The following is a 14,587-nucleotide window of genomic DNA, read 5'->3' as shown; positions in this document are numbered from 1 at the left end:
GATGGGCTTTCTTGACAAGTTCTTCTCCGGCGTCAATCGAGAGCCTCAAAAACCGTCCGGCGTTGAGCTCGAACTGCGGCGCAGGCTTACGGTGTTGGTAAGCGACACGGCCACTCAAAACGCCCCTCAGCGCTATTTTCTTCGGTGGGAGGGCCAAGTCCAGGGCGTCGGCTTTCGCTTTACCAACACCAATCTCGCACAGGCACACACACTCACCGGCTGGGTACGCAATATGGAAGACGGTTCGGTCGAAATGGAGGTACAAGGCGCGCCTGCGAATATCCTGTCTCACCTCGAAGCACTCCACGCCTCCTACGAGCGAATGGGCATTCGTTTTCGCCTCGAGGACGCACAAGCCCGCGCCACGCTTACCGGTGAAGATGGTTTCGACCCTCACTATTAGTATTGTGTGCTAAATACGGTATCATTTACTTACCTACCGTGACGGAAAAGAGGTGAGGCGCATGGCCGTGCAAAGAAGAAACACCAAGCAGCGGAAGCTGGTTCTTGATGCCGTGCGCCAAAGCTATAACCATCCCACCGCCGATGAGATCTACAACGCCGTGCGCGAACAGGACGACAAGATCAGCCGCGGCACGGTGTACCGCAACCTCAACCTCTTGGCCGATGCCGGGGAGATTCTCTCCATCAAGACGCCGGGCGGCAGCCGTTTCGATCGCACCATCGAGCCGCATGCGCATATCATCTGCACCTCGTGCGGCCGCGTCATCGATGTGCCGCTCCCCTTCGATGCCCAGCTCGATACCAAGGCATCCGAACAAATCGGTTGGAACGTCACCTCGCACTACACGATCTTCGAGGGCCTCTGCCCTAACTGTAGGTAGTTTTTGGGACATGCCTTAAAATCTACCTTTCCACCGATTACGGCAAAAGTAGATTTCTAGGCATGTCCCAAATATCTACTCAGCAAGCAAGCGATGCAGCTCTTCTTCGACCGTACGCACATAGCGGACGCGGTCATTGATACCGCGCATAGTGGGGTTGCAGTTCTCCATCAGGCAGGGATGACCCACCACGTTGAGCATGTCGCGGTCGTTTTCATTGTCGCCAAATGCCATCATCTCGTTGGATGAGATCCCCAGCGCACGGCCATAATCGGCAAGCGCGGACCCCTTGCCCGAATCAAAGCCGATAAAGTCCGTCCATTCGGTTCCCGACGTCATCACATCGACCCGGTCGCTAAAGCGACGCACGAAATACTCCAGCGCCGCCGGCTGCTCCGCCTCGGGCGTCTGGAAGGCAATCTTAATGACGTCTTCGTCGATGTCCTCGGGGCGGTCGACCACCGCCACATCGCAGTGGACCTCATAGCGCAAATGGTCGACGAACGCATCGTTGCCGCTCATGGTGTAGAGGTGTCCCTCACACGAAAGGGTCACGTCGGCATGGGGATACGCAACCACGGCATTCGCGATATCCATAGCAAGGCTACGCTCCATGGAACGCTTGACAACGGCACGCCCCTCGCTCATCACCAGGGCTCCGTTTTCGCATACATAGGCGAGCTCATCGGCCACCGGGGCAAACAGATAGCGCAAGCTCGCATATTGACGGCCGCTCGCCGGCATAAACACGATACCGCGACGATGCAGTTCGTCGATGAGCTCAAAGGCCTCGGAACGCGGCTCGCGCTCCCCCGGATGCAGCAACGTGCCGTCCAAATCGCATGCAATCAGCTTGATTCCTTCAAGACCCATATGCTTTCCCCCACAGCATCTCATCAACAGAAAGACGAACTTTGAATAGTTGCCTCTCAAAGTCCGTCTTACTCATACACACGTTAATCGCGCGCCTTTTTTACGATCGTAAAGTCTGGAGCCATACTCACAACGGCATCCGCCGCACTCGACGCAAAGCGCCGGCCCGCATCGAGTTCACGGGTAACCACCGAGAGCCGAACGCCTTCAATACCCCGGAGCATGCGGCCCAAAACAGGCTGCACCGGCGTATACATGCGCACGGTATGCTCGTCCGAGTCGCCTCGGAAAAGCGGCGCGTGCATATTGCCGATCTCCCAGCACGCATGCGCGAGCGCAATCGGGTCCATGCGGTCAACTTCGACCAAATAGACCTCGGCGCTACGCAGACGCACGACAACCGCCACGGGCAACGCACCCGTGCGGTCGACAGCGAGCACGTCGCCGTCGGCAAGGCGCTCAACGTCGGCGGCATCCAGCTGGACATTCACCGTGCGCCCCAGCTCCGTCATGCCCGCAAACGCGCGTGTGTCAGCCTGGTCCCAATCGAGCAGCAGCTCGTCAGTCTCAAAGACACCGCCCAGCTCCCGACGAAGCAAAAGTTCATAGGACGGGTCGTTGAGATTTCCCAAGCGCTCCGTAGCTACCAGGTCCGCGGGCATCAACTAGTCCTCGACCTCGACGAGCTCGATATCAAAGTTGAGGTCCTTGCCGGCGAGCTCGTGGTTGGCGTCGAGCGTCACGGCCTCGGGCGTTACGTCGATGACCACGGCGGGGACGGGCATACCGCTCGGCGTGGACAGGAAGAGCTTCATGCCCTTCTCGATCTGCTCGATGTCGGGAACCTGTTCGGCCGGGAAGGTCAGAACCATCTCGGGGTTGTGCTCGCCGTAGGCATCGGCAGCAGGAATGTGCACGGTCTTCTTCTCGCCCACCTGCATGTCGACAACAGCGGCGTCGAAGCCCTTGATCATCTGACCGGCGCCGCAGGTGAACTCCAGCGGCTCGCCGCGATCGTAGGAGCTATCGAACTGCGTGCCGTCGTCGAGCGTGCCGCGATAATGGGTCTTGACCTTCTTGCCCTGGTTGGACATGGTAACCTCCGTGATAAGGGCGGCGCACAACGCGGGCCGCCGTGAACATATGGCGCTAACTATACCCTAGTCATACAATTCAAAGACAGTTTGCAAAGAAACGCTGCAACCGGAGGAACCATGGCATATCCCGTATTCGACCTACACTGCGACACCGCCGACCGCATCGGCTGGGCCACGCTCGATCTCGACCTGCGCTTTACCGCCGGCACCGACGGTTATTTCCCCGGCGACGAAACGCATCCGCAAGATTTCGACCTCATCGAGGGCAACGCCTGCGCCATCTCGCTCGCAAAGATCGGCAACACGCCGTGGGCACAGTGCTTCGCCACGTTTGTCCCCGACGAGATTCCCGCCGCCCACGCAGCGCGTTTCCAGGCGCAGATCATGGCGCACATGAGCGGCCAGGCCATGCTCAATCACGACCGTATGGTCAACGTGCGCAGCGCCGCAGACATTCGCCCCGCGCTCAAAGACGGCAAGGTCGCCTGCATCCATACCATCGAAAACGCCACGTTCTTTGCCGAGGACCCCGCGCTGATCGAGGTGCTCAAGAGCCTGGGCGTACTCATGTCCTCGCTTAGCTGGAACGCGCAGGGACCGCTCGCGAGCGGCCACGACACCCACGCCGGCCTCACCGCCGCCGGCATCGAGGCGCTTACGCAGATGGAGCACGCCGGCATGGTGCTCGACGTCTCCCACCTCAACGATGAGTGCTTTAACGAGGTTGTCGCCCGCGCCACGCGCCCCTTCGTCGCCAGCCACTCCAACTCCCGCACCGTCTGCGGCGTCAAGCGCAACCTCACCGACGACCAGTTCCGCACCATTCGCGACATGGGCGGCATCGTCGGCCTCAACTACTGCAGCGAGTTCCTATCCAACAGCGCAACCGACGAGACCGCCGCGGACGTCACCTTCGACCAGCTGGCGGCGCATATCGAACACTGGCTTGACCTGGGTGGCGAGGACGTCATCGCGCTCGGCGGCGACTGGGACGGCGCCAAGGTACCCGCCTTCCTCTCCGATGCCAGCAAGATGCCAGAATTCCAGAACATGCTCTCCAAGCACTTTGGCAAGACCGTGATGCAGAAGCTCTGCAGCGACAACGCACTTGCCTTCTTTGAGCGTTATTAATTTCACATCCCCTGAGCGGGCCGGCATGCCGAACGGTCGACATGCCAGCCCGTCCCCAATCTGAAGGACCGCTTTTGACGCAGCAGTTTACGATTTCCGTATCCCGACCGGATGGGACGCCCATCCCCGTCGTCGTTACCAAAAAGCGCGTCAAGAACTTCAACCTACGCGTCACATCGAGCGGCGAGGTCCACGCCAGCGCACCGATCGGCGCCAGCCGCGAGCGTATCGAAGCGTTTGTGAAGCGCAACAGCGCCTGGATTATCAGCCGACCTGTCCAGCGCGAGCAACGTCAGGCGACGGCGCGAGAGCCGCGCAGTCCCTCGTCCATCATTGCGCTTTGGGGCAAGCCCATCACGGTACAGGACGCGCTCGATCATAACTTTGCATCACCCGCACCGCGGCCCAAGCAGGCCACCTTCGCAAGTTTTATGGGTACCGACGAATCGAACGAAGGCCCACAGGCCAAGCGGTGCGCAATCCTCGACGGCCTAACGTCCGACGAGCTCCAAACCCACATCGACCAGCTCTATACGTCCGAGGTCACCGCAGCGTTGCGCGATATTGTGCACGCATACGAAATCGCAATGGGCGTCGCCGTCTCCCGCGCCTCCGTGCGCAGTATGAAGACGCGCTGGGGCTCCTGCACGCCCAAATCCGGCGCCATTCGCATCGCGCGCGAGCTCGCCGCCTACCCTGTCGAATGCCTCGACATGGTTGTTGCCCACGAGCTCGTCCATCTACTCGAGCCGAGCCACAACCAGCGGTTCCACACCCTGCTCGACACGTACTGCCCCAACAATAGAGCCCTGTCGCAGCGGCTCAAGCAGCCACCCATAGAGACGTATTAGAACCGGTTAGCGCACGCGCTCGATCTCGACGCCGCAGCTTGCCAGAGGCAGGCCAACAGGAGCCCACGGCTTATCGAGCTTGATGCGCACACCAAGCAGCAGGGGGTAACGACGTAGCAGCATCTGGGCTGTCCCCTCGGCTGCCGCTTCGATGAGTTTAAACGTATGCTCGCGCAGATAGCCATCGACATCGTGGCACACCGAGCCATAGTCAATCGAGGCATCCAGGTTATCGTGCTCCCCCGCCGCGCGCAGGTCGGCATAGAGCACCAGAGAAACGATGAACTTCTGACCCAGCGCGTTCTCCTCGGGATACACGCCATGGTTGGCAAAAACCTCAAGGCCGTCAATGACAATACGATCGGCATGGCGCAAATCGTCATAGCTCACGTGAGGCACCGCCGTTGCGGTGGATATTTCGCCCCTTCCACGGCGGGCGAGCTCGGCACCCTCAACCTTGGTTGCATTCTCGGGCAGTTTCTTGTTACTCATCGCGATCGTCTCCTTCGTTTAGAACCCCGACCGCGCAAACTAACTACACGCGAATCGACAGGTTCTTTTTATCATCGCTCCAATTGCAAGCATTGCGCGCGGGGCATGCAAAGCAGGCACGCGACGCTTTGTCGGCTGCATAGAGCAGACGCTCAAGCGGTTGGCTGTTCACGCGCAACTTTCGATGGCCCAAAATGGCCGTCTTAATGGCTGCGGTATCGGCCGGCTCAAACGCCACGTCACCGGGCATGCCGGCGAGTATTGCATCAGCGACGCGCTCGCTTGCAACATCATGGGATATACCCGATTCATACTGTTCATCTTTGCCGATATCGTGAAGAAGTGCCGTGGCGTAGATGACCTCGCGGTCAAATTCGAGCTGTTCCTCGAGATTCTTGATCCACATAATGCGAGCGACATCGAGAAGATGGTCAATACCGTGGCGGCAGAAGATGCGCCCCGATTCCAGCTGTGCAATATTGCCCAGGTGCCGCCGGAACAGCCCGTTGGCACAAATGTAATCGATGCGAGGCATGGATCCAAAAGGGGCCAGGCCCGAAGCCATAAAGCCGCGACGCGACGTTCCCTCATCGGTCTTCGATGTAAAGTCGTTGACGACTCTCATGGCTAGCGGCCCAGCATCCTAAAGAACCGCTCCTCGAGCGCGGGATCGGTCTCAAAGACGCCGCGGCGAGCGAGCGTCACGGTCTTGGTGCCAGGCTTTTGCACGCCGCGCATGGTCATGCACATATGCTCAGCTTCCATGAGCACAATCGCTCCCTGGGGAGCGAGATAATCCATGAGGGCATCGGCAACCTGCGCGCACAGCTGCTCCTGCAGCTGCAGACGGCGGGCGTAGACCTCAACCGTGCGAGCAAGCTTAGAAAGCCCAGCCACGCGACCGTTAGGGATATAGCCGATCGCAGCCTTGCCACAAAACGGCAGCAGATGGTGCTCGCACAGCGAGTAAAACGTGATGTCGCGCTCGATAACCAAATCGTTCGAAGCGACGGCAAAAGTTTTGGACAGATGCTCCTCGGCACTCTGGTCCATACCGCCGGCAATCTCGCCATACATACGGGCAACGCGCGCCGGGGTCTCCAGCAGGCCCTCACGAGTTGGGTCCTCGCCTATGCCCTCAAGCAACAGCTTAATGGCGGCCTCGACTTTTTCCTGATCGACCATCTGGGCCTCACTTTTCCGATTTCACGTTCGCGCTATGGTACCACGCCCTCCGGCATCGACCACAAGCTACATAGTATGGGTCGAATAGACCGGATCATCACGCCAAAGTTCAACCGCATCACAAAGCGCAACGCCCTCGCGCTCAGCACGGGCACGCGTAGCGTTCATATCGATCACGCGCTGGTTGCTCGAACCCCTAAAGCGCAATGAGATATCGTACAGATCCTGAACAAACGGGCCATCCACCAACATATCGAGGCAGGCAAGGATACGATCCGTTGCCTCGGTATGGTGGCGACCGCCCGGCATAAGCTCCTCGAGCACGTCGCCGGTAAAACACCAAATGGTCTTTCCTGACCCCGCAGGATAAGCGGCACGAACACGCTCAACAAACTCAACGAGCCCCGCCTGATTCTCGGGCTCCATAGGCTCGCCGCCCAGAATCGTCAGGCCGTCAATAAAGGGATGATCGAGGCTCTCGATAATCTTGTCCTCGACGGCACGATCGAACGGCTCGCCCGCGGCAAAGTCCCACGCGACGGAGTTAAAGCAATTCTTGCACCCACGACGGCACCCGCTCACAAACAGAGAAGTGCGGACGCCTTCCCCATCAGCAATGTCGAAATACTTAATGTTCGCATAGTTCATAGGTAACTCTCCCGGGAGGCCGGGACATATCATCCCGTCCTCAAACATTCTCGGCCTGCGGCCTGCGAAACTGCGGGCGGGACGATATGTCCCGGCCTCATGCAAAGGGTAACTCAATGAACGAAGCGAACATCGAGCATAGGGTTCGAGGTCCAATAAAAACTGGGTTGCAGCTCAACCGTCATCGCAAGCAAAGCGTTGTTGCAAGTCAACTCATTTCCGCTAAGAACTTCGAGGGGTGAGCAGACCGCATGCTGCATCTCAGCTACATCAACTTGGCTGTCCCGTAGCGAGGCCCCGGACCTTTGCTCGATATGAGTTCCGCACGAACAGGAGGCGCCAGTGGCGCCTCCGTCGTGAGCCAGGACTGTCCGAAATAGCGAGTAAAGGTCCGGGGCATCGCTACGGGACAGCCTGGGATGGTTATTAGAGATGCAGCACGCGGTCGCGGATCTCCTCGGTTCGACCCTGATTCCAGAACTGGGTACCGATGTAGCCGCACGTACGACGGGCGACGTTCATCTTCTCCTGGTCGCGGTTGCCGCAGCTGGGGCACTCCCACACCAGCTTGCCGTCATCCTCGACAATCTTGATCTCGCCATCGTAGCCGCACACCTGGCAGTAGTCGCTCTTGGTGTTGAGCTCGGCGTACATGATGTTGTCGTAGATGTACTGCATCACGCGGATGACAGCCTTGAGGTTGTCCTGCATGTTGGGAACCTCGACATAGGAGATGGCACCGCCCGGCGAAAGCTGCTGGAACATGCCCTCGAACTTGAGCTTGTCGAATGCGTCGATCTCCTCGGACACGTGGACGTGGTAACTGTTGGTGATGTAGCCCTTGTCCGTCACGCCTGGGATGATGCCAAAACGACGCTGTAGGCACTTGGCGAACTTGTAGGTCGTCGACTCAAGCGGGGTCCCGTACAGCGAGAAGTCAATATCGCTTTCCGCCTTCCACTCGGCGCACTTGTCGTTCATGCGCTGCATGACGGCCATGGCAAAGGGCGTGCCCTCCTTCTCGGTGTGGCTGTGGCCCGTCATGTACTTGACGCACTCATACAGGCCGGCATAGCCCAGGCTGATGGTGGAGTATCCGCCCACGAGCAGTTTGTCGATCGTCTCGCCCTTCTTCAGACGCGCCAGGGCGCCGTACTGCCAAAGAATCGGTGCGGCATCCGAAAGCGTACCCATCAGACGCTCATGACGGCACAGCAGGGCGCGATGGCACAGCTCAAGACGTTCGTCGAAGATCTTCCAGAACTTATCCATGTCCTGATGCGAGCTCAACGCGACATCGGGCAGGTTGATGGTCACAACGCCCTGGTTAAAGCGACCGTAGTACTTGGGCTTGTTCGGGTCATAGTTAAGCGCGTTGGCCACGTTGTTAAATCCGTTACCGGAGCGGTCGGGCGTCAGGAAGCTGCGGCAACCCATGCAGGTATAGCAGTCGCCGTTGCCCGCGGTCTCGCCCTTCGACAGCTTGAGCTCGCGCATCTTCTTCTCGGAGATGTAGTCGGGCACCATGCGCTTGGCGGTGCACTTCGCAGCCAGCTGAGTCAGGTAGAAGTACGGGGAATCCTCGTAAACGTTATCGTCCTCGAGCACGTAGATAAGCTTGGGGAACGCCGGAGTGATCCACACGCCGGCCTCGTTCTTAACGCCCTCATAGCGCTGACGGAGCGTCTCCTCCACAATCATGGCAAGGTCGTGCTTCTCCTGCGCTGAACGAGCCTCGTTGAGATACATGAAGACCGTCACGAACGGCGCCTGACCGTTGGTGGTCATAAGGGTCACGACCTGATACTGAATCGTCTGGACGCCGCGACGGATCTCGTCACGCAGACGGTCCTCAACAACCTCGCGGACCTTTTCGGGGGATGCGGAAACGCCGAGCTCCTCGAGCTCGCGGGCGACCTCGCCGCGAATCTTTTGACGGCTCACCTCAACAAAGGGGGCGAGATGGGTCAGCGAGATGGACTGGCCGCCATACTGGGAGGATGCAACCTGGGCGATGATCTGCGTCGCGATGTTGCAGGCCGTCGAAAAGCTGTGCGGCTTCTCAATCAGCGTACCCGAGATAACAGTACCGTTCTGGAGCATATCCTCCAGGTTCACCAGGTCGCAGTTATGCATGTGCTGGGCAAAGTAGTCGGAATCGTGGAAGTGGATCAGGCCCTCATTGTGGGCATCCACGATCTCTTGGGGCAGCAGCACACGCTGAGTCAGATCCTTGGAGATCTCGCCGGCCATGTAGTCACGCTGGACGGAATTGACGGTCGGGTTCTTGTTGGAGTTCTCCTGCTTGACCTCTTCGTTGTTGCACTCGATGAGCGACAGAATCTTGTCATCGGTCGTGTTCTTCTGGCGCTTCAGGCTCTGAACATAGCGATAGATGATGTAGTGGCGGGCAACCTCGTAGCAGTCGAGACGCATGATCTCGTCCTCGACCAAATCCTGGATTTCCTCGACCGAAACGGTGTGTCCGGCATTCTCACATGCCTCGGCAACGTTTTGTGCCGCATAAACCACCTGACGGTCGGTTAGACGAGAGCTCTCCTCGACCTCCAAGTTTGCGGCGCGGATGGCATTGACGATCTTTTCGATGTCAAAGACGACCTCGGTGCCGCTGCGCTTGATGATCTTCATCCTCTTGCCTCTTTCGCGTCGTAGTCTCATTGCGCTTCAGAGCCAAACGATGCCCGGCAGGGCGTGCCCCTGTCTTGCGGCGCCGTCGCGCAATCTGTGTTCTCGATAAACCATATGCCTCCATGCGGACATGCCCAGGAGCCGATCAAGCGGCTCAGGGACACGTTCAAAAGAGGCAGTTAAGGTCTTCGTTCTCTGTCCGCCATCTATCATACGACAAAGACGCATCTATATCCTGTATTCTTTTTTTAGATCAAACACAACATATAGTGTTTTAGCAGGTCAAAGCAATTGGTCATTTTGCAGACACATAAATTATGAGGGGCTCTTGGCAAGTCGGTAAAACGTTACCAACACGGCTACCTGCATGGCAGTTATAAAACCCCCTTAGTCAAGCCGCCGACAAATCCTACCAAAACCAAGCCGCTCACGCCAAAAGAATCCAAAAGATTATGCTTGACCAACATGTTGCGGTCGAATGCCGGCGGACGGAGTGACAGGACTGCAAACGCTCGGAAGACTGCAGCCCCGGCACCCCGTCCGCCGGCATTCGATAGACGAGGAACTATTTCTTCTCTTCGCGAGCTGCCATGCGGCCGAGAGCCGCTGTAAAGGGATCGAGCAGCACGCCGGCGATAACCACAAAAGCCCACCCCTTTGTGACAAGACCTGCCCAACGCGCGAAGAACGTACGGCCTTCAATCGTTCCGAATCCTCCCCGGAAGGCAATCTCGCCAAAACCGATTACCATAAAAAGGAGCGTGGCACCGATGACCGTACCGGCGATCTTGTGTGACGCACTCCCCCGCTCAAAACCAAAAAAGTCCAGGCACATACCAACCGTTTTGCCAAACAGCGGGAGTGCGCTCAGAACCTCGGCGATCACCGTGGCCACGATGAGTTGTCCCCAAAAGCCCGTGGGGCTCGTCAGATCCAAGCCGGGCGCCCCTTCAATGATGGGGAGAAACGCGCAGAGCAATAGCGGGTTAAAGAAGCCGTTGAGAATACCGGTAACGCGGTTGACAGGTAACTTCATAGCCGTAAGCCTTTCAAAGTCATTGATAGAAAGAAGGCCGCCGGCATATGTCGGCGGCCCCGATAAAACATGATGTGCGGCAAAGCAACTACTCGAACGGCTACTCCGCCTCGCCGCCGGCCGCCATCTTCTCGGCCTCGGCAAGCTGGGCCGGGGTGAGTTTGCGATACTTGATGGCGCCAAAGACGACACAAGCCGCACAGACGATCATGCCGGCGATGAACTTCTGGTCAATCGTCGCACCAAACGGCGACGTCACGGCCTCAAACACAATGGGAGACAGTGCCATGCCAAAGTTGATGCCGGCCATGCCAATGGCAAGGTTAAACGCACGTCCCTCGGGGGCAGAGTTGCCGGCGGCAAAATTGCCCTCCAGCGGCACGTAGGTCTCCTTGCCTAGCGCAACGACAAAGCCCGCAACGCACAGCACCATAAAGGCGGGCGCAACCAGCGTCAGGCCCAGGCCAACGAGCGTCACGCCCCACGCAATCGGCATAGCCAGGTTCTTAAACTTGGCAAACAGCGGACCGACCAAAAGACCAGCCGCAATACCGGCAACGGTCATAACGGTAGAGGCAAGACCGGCCTCCACGGTACCGCCAAAGCCGCGACCCACAACAAGCAGCGAAACGTTGGAGCTGAAGAGCTGGAACGTGAGTACGAACACAAAGCTCATGAGCGTGATAATCGCGACCTCTTTAGGCATATTGGCAAACACATTGACCTTGCGCTTGGGCTCAAGATGACCCTCGGGAAGACAAACAGCCTCAATCACGATGAAAATGATCATGATGAAGTACGCCGCATAGCTATGAAACCATTCGGCGGAACCCAAAATACCGGACACCATGGTCCAGATAATGCCGCCAAGAGCAACAAAGGTGGAGTAGATGCCCATGACAAACGAACGCTGCTTTCCGCCAAAGTAATCCGCGATAAGAGCGTCCGTTGAATTCTGCACGGCACCGAGACCAAGGCCCATGACAGCAGAAGCCGCTAAGACTTGGCCGAGCGAGTCGTGGAACACCAGCACCGAGACGCCTGCCAGCATCACGATAACGTGACCGACGAGCGTCGTCTTCTTCTTGGACACGCGCGAAGCGAGCTGGGAAGACACGAGCATGGCGGACAGCGCCATCATCAACGGGATGATGCCGATAATCATCTGAACGGCAGCGATGTTCTCGTTGGGAAACGCCGCCGCGACAGAGGCCACGATGGGGACGGGCACCAACATGCCCATAATGCACATGGCGGCAGCATAAATGCCCACCAGGTACTTGATCTTGCTTTTATCCATGATCCATCCTTACACTTAAAGAAAAGGGTCGGAGCGGCCAGGCATCACCAGCGGCCGCCCCAAACACAGCACTATTAGTCGTTGAATCCGGTGAACACGGGTTCTCCGCTGTACACGAGCGCTTCCTCGACACCATCGAGCACGCGGCAAGCGCCAGACGCCATCGCCTCGAGCTCAAACTCGCCGGGATAAGCCGACACGGGGGCGATCCAAGAGCAGCATTCCTCAATCGAGGCAACGAGCTCCTTGCTGTGGACCATGCCACCTCCGAGCAAGATGCCGTCGACGTCGCCCTTCAGCACACAGGCCATCTCGCCAATCCACTTGCAGATTTGGTAAACCATTGCATCCCAGGCGCGAGCTGCAGCCTTATCGCCCGCAGCGGCACGCTCGCACACCTCGATGGCATCGGAGGTACCCAAAAGATCGACAAAACCGCCGGTCTTCATGCAATGGGCACGGGCGACATCAAGGCCGTGTTCCGCGGTGTACTTTGCGACCTCGATCGCGGGAACCGATCCGCAGCGCGTCGGTGCCATGGGGCCCTCGCCGCCGACGATGTCGTTGCCGTCCACCATCTTGCCCTTAAGATGAGCCGAGATAGAGATGCCGCCGCCGATATGGCAAACGATGAAGTTGCACTCATCATAGGGGCAACCGAGCTTTGCCGCATGGCGGATGGCGGTCTCTTTGAGATTAAGGGCGTGCAGATGCACGTTTCGATACACGCCCTTAATGCCCGTCATACGTGCGAGGTCGCACAGCTCGTCAGTATCGGGAGGATTCACCACAAAGGCGGGCTTGCCACATTTCACGGCAAATTCGTAGGCAATCTGGGGTCCCAGCTGCGCCGGGTGTTGAATGCCATTTGCGCCAACGCGAGCATGCTCGAGCATGACCTCATTGATGGCATACGTACCACCGGGCAGCGAAAGCAAGCCACCGCCGCGACCGACAAAAGCATCAAAGACCTCGAGCTTTAGGCCCGCCTCCTCCAGTGCCCCGAGAATCAGATCGCAGCGATACGGCATCTGAGCCGAAACCCCGTCGAATTGGGCAAGGTCCTTCGCATCGTGCGCAACGTTCTTACTGAGCTTGCACTCATCGCCCTCAAAAACGCCCACCTTCGTGGAAGTGGAACCCGGGTTGATTACCAGGATGCGCCAGGGAGTCTTTTTATCGGACATACCTTAAGCCTCCTTAAGCGCCTGAGCGCGCACGCAGCTCATCACCACGTTGCCGACGATCTCATCGACGGGCGCAGAGCGCGAGCAATCGCACACGATCTTCTTGAAGCCCTGAAGCATGGGACCGTAAGCATTGGCGCCGGTCAGATTCTGGATGATCTTGACGCCGATATTGCCCACGTTGATATCGGGCCAGATGACCACGTTGGCTTGGCCCGCAACAGCGGACTCACGATGCACCTTCTTGGCCGCAACCTTGGGGTTAATTGCCGAATCAAACTGGAACTCGCCGTCGATGGCAAGATCGGGACGGCGATCGTTGGCAATCTCGCGAGCACGGCGCACTTTGTCGACAAGTTCATTGTCCATCGAACCGTCAGTCGAATGCGAAAGCAACGCGCAACGGATATCCCATCCGGTCAGAGAGCGCACCGTCTCGCTCGACGAAATCGCGATCGAGGCAAGCTCCTCGCTCGTGGGGTCAACGCAAACGGCAGAATCGCCAAAAGCCAAAAGGCCACCTTCGCCGCCGTTCCAGTTGGGAATGTCGGCGATACCGCACGAGCTCACAGTGTCCACCCCGTCAGCAAGACCGACGATGGCCTGACCCGCCAGGATGATATCGCCCGTAGCGTTATCGATACCGGCGAACATAACGTCGACATCGCCGAGCACCTGCAAAATCAGGGCGCGCTCAAGCGGACGCGTCATACGGCGCGCAGCGCCCTTGGGCTTAAACTTGCAATCCGGATGAGAAAGGTAGCGCTCGCAACAAGCGGCGTTCGCCTCCTCGTCGGTCACATCGACAATCTCGATGCCGTCAAGGGAGATACCACGCTCGTCGGCAAGCTCCTTGAGCTTACCGCCGTCGCCAACCAGCACGCATTCGGCAAGATGCTCGGCGGCGATCTTTGCGACCGCCTGCATCATGGTCTCGTTTTCGCCCTCGGGAAAAGCAACGCGCATAGGCTTGGCGGCAGCCTGCTCGCGCAGGGTCTGCATCAGGTCCATGGCAGTTACTCCATCTCTTCGGCAGTGCGCTCGATAAGCTCGCCGATGGTCTTCATGACCATGACCTCGCGAACGGGAACCTCGGCATCGAGCTCGTTCTCGATCATGGACGTCAGGGCGATCATCTTCATCGAGCCCTTGCCCAGGGTCTCGAACGTCGTCTCGGGGGTCACATCGCCGTCATAGTTGTAGGCGGACTTGGCAAAATCGCAGATCTGCTGAGTGAGTTCTTCGTTCATGGCAAAGCCTTTCTAAGATAAAAAAGAGGGGCGACCACGGCGG

At 58.3% G+C, this 14,587-nt stretch carries 17 protein-coding genes; 4 read left to right on the top strand and 13 right to left on the bottom strand.

All coding sequences use genetic code 11. The annotated features are described in order from the left end of the window. The first annotated feature begins 1 nt into the window (after position 1). Together DW123_RS03785 and DW123_RS03780 are read left to right on the top strand one after the other, a co-directional pair. Positions 2-403, top strand: coding sequence for an acylphosphatase (locus DW123_RS03785; RefSeq protein WP_117735319.1), 402 nt, complete (start codon positions 2-4; stop codon positions 401-403). Between the two features lie 61 nt (positions 404-464). Continuing rightward, positions 465-845, top strand: a complete 381-nt coding sequence (locus DW123_RS03780; RefSeq protein WP_117799023.1) for a Fur family transcriptional regulator — start codon at positions 465-467, stop codon at positions 843-845. A gap of 75 nt (positions 846-920) precedes the next feature. On the opposite strand, the gene DW123_RS03775 is transcribed toward DW123_RS03780, so the two are convergent. From DW123_RS03775 to DW123_RS03765, 3 genes are all read right to left on the bottom strand, one after another. Then, positions 921-1,718, bottom strand: a complete 798-nt coding sequence (locus DW123_RS03775) for an HAD-IIB family hydrolase (protein WP_158550237.1) — start codon at positions 1,716-1,718, stop codon at positions 921-923. An 83-nt stretch (positions 1,719-1,801) separates the two neighbouring features. Further along, positions 1,802-2,380 (bottom strand): urease accessory protein UreE, encoded by a 579-nt coding sequence (locus DW123_RS03770; RefSeq protein WP_117735321.1) that lies wholly within the window; start codon positions 2,378-2,380, stop codon positions 1,802-1,804. A gap of 3 nt (positions 2,381-2,383) precedes the next feature. Continuing rightward, a complete protein-coding gene (locus DW123_RS03765; protein ID WP_117735322.1) occupies positions 2,384-2,812 on the bottom strand; it encodes a peptidylprolyl isomerase in 429 nt (142 codons plus the stop codon). Positions 2,813-2,932: 120 nt separating this feature from the next. On the opposite strand from DW123_RS03765, the gene DW123_RS03760 reads away from it, so the two are divergent. Beyond that, positions 2,933-3,946 (top strand): dipeptidase, encoded by a 1,014-nt coding sequence (locus tag DW123_RS03760; protein WP_117735323.1) that lies wholly within the window; start codon positions 2,933-2,935, stop codon positions 3,944-3,946. A 74-nt stretch (positions 3,947-4,020) separates the two neighbouring features. Continuing rightward, positions 4,021-4,797, top strand: a complete 777-nt coding sequence (locus DW123_RS03755) for a M48 family metallopeptidase (RefSeq protein ID WP_158570737.1) — start codon at positions 4,021-4,023, stop codon at positions 4,795-4,797. 6 nt (positions 4,798-4,803) lie between these two features. Here the strand turns inward: DW123_RS03755 and folB are convergent, their stop codons facing one another. The 10 genes from folB to DW123_RS03705 form a co-directional block, all read right to left on the bottom strand. Further along, a complete protein-coding gene (gene folB, locus DW123_RS03750; protein ID WP_117735325.1) occupies positions 4,804-5,289 on the bottom strand; it encodes a dihydroneopterin aldolase in 486 nt (161 codons plus the stop codon). Positions 5,290-5,332: 43 nt separating this feature from the next. Further along, positions 5,333-5,914: an HD domain-containing protein gene (locus DW123_RS03745; RefSeq protein WP_199406644.1), complete on the bottom strand. Its 582-nt coding sequence runs from the start codon at positions 5,912-5,914 to the stop codon at positions 5,333-5,335. Positions 5,915-5,916: 2 nt separating this feature from the next. Then, positions 5,917-6,474 (bottom strand): GTP cyclohydrolase I FolE, encoded by a 558-nt coding sequence (gene folE / locus DW123_RS03740; protein WP_117735326.1) that lies wholly within the window; start codon positions 6,472-6,474, stop codon positions 5,917-5,919. Positions 6,475-6,540: 66 nt separating this feature from the next. Further along, positions 6,541-7,122, bottom strand: coding sequence for an anaerobic ribonucleoside-triphosphate reductase activating protein (gene nrdG / locus DW123_RS03735; RefSeq protein ID WP_117735327.1), 582 nt, complete (start codon positions 7,120-7,122; stop codon positions 6,541-6,543). A 426-nt stretch (positions 7,123-7,548) separates the two neighbouring features. After that, entirely contained in the window at positions 7,549-9,771 is a 2,223-nt protein-coding gene (gene nrdD / locus DW123_RS03730; protein WP_118273470.1) for an anaerobic ribonucleoside-triphosphate reductase, read from the bottom strand. A gap of 565 nt (positions 9,772-10,336) precedes the next feature. After that, a complete protein-coding gene (locus DW123_RS03725; RefSeq protein WP_117763796.1) occupies positions 10,337-10,807 on the bottom strand; it encodes a hypothetical protein in 471 nt (156 codons plus the stop codon). A 100-nt stretch (positions 10,808-10,907) separates the two neighbouring features. Continuing rightward, positions 10,908-12,107 carry an MFS transporter gene (locus DW123_RS03720; RefSeq protein ID WP_117743879.1) on the bottom strand — a complete coding sequence of 400 codons (1,200 nt, stop codon included), beginning with the start codon at positions 12,105-12,107 and terminating at the stop codon, positions 10,908-10,910. Between the two features lie 74 nt (positions 12,108-12,181). Beyond that, positions 12,182-13,294 carry a butyrate kinase gene (gene buk, locus DW123_RS03715; RefSeq protein ID WP_117735331.1) on the bottom strand — a complete coding sequence of 371 codons (1,113 nt, stop codon included), beginning with the start codon at positions 13,292-13,294 and terminating at the stop codon, positions 12,182-12,184. Positions 13,295-13,297: 3 nt separating this feature from the next. Beyond that, a complete protein-coding gene (locus DW123_RS03710; protein WP_117735332.1) occupies positions 13,298-14,305 on the bottom strand; it encodes a phosphate acyltransferase in 1,008 nt (335 codons plus the stop codon). Between the two features lie 5 nt (positions 14,306-14,310). Next, entirely contained in the window at positions 14,311-14,544 is a 234-nt protein-coding gene (locus DW123_RS03705) for an acyl carrier protein (protein ID WP_055251381.1), read from the bottom strand. Positions 14,545-14,587 lie beyond the last annotated feature (43 nt).

The sequence above is a fragment of the Collinsella sp. AM10-26 genome (assembly GCF_003472525.1).
Classification (GTDB): Bacteria; Actinomycetota; Coriobacteriia; order Coriobacteriales; family Coriobacteriaceae; genus Collinsella.
This window is presented reverse-complemented; position numbering and strand designations above follow the sequence as displayed.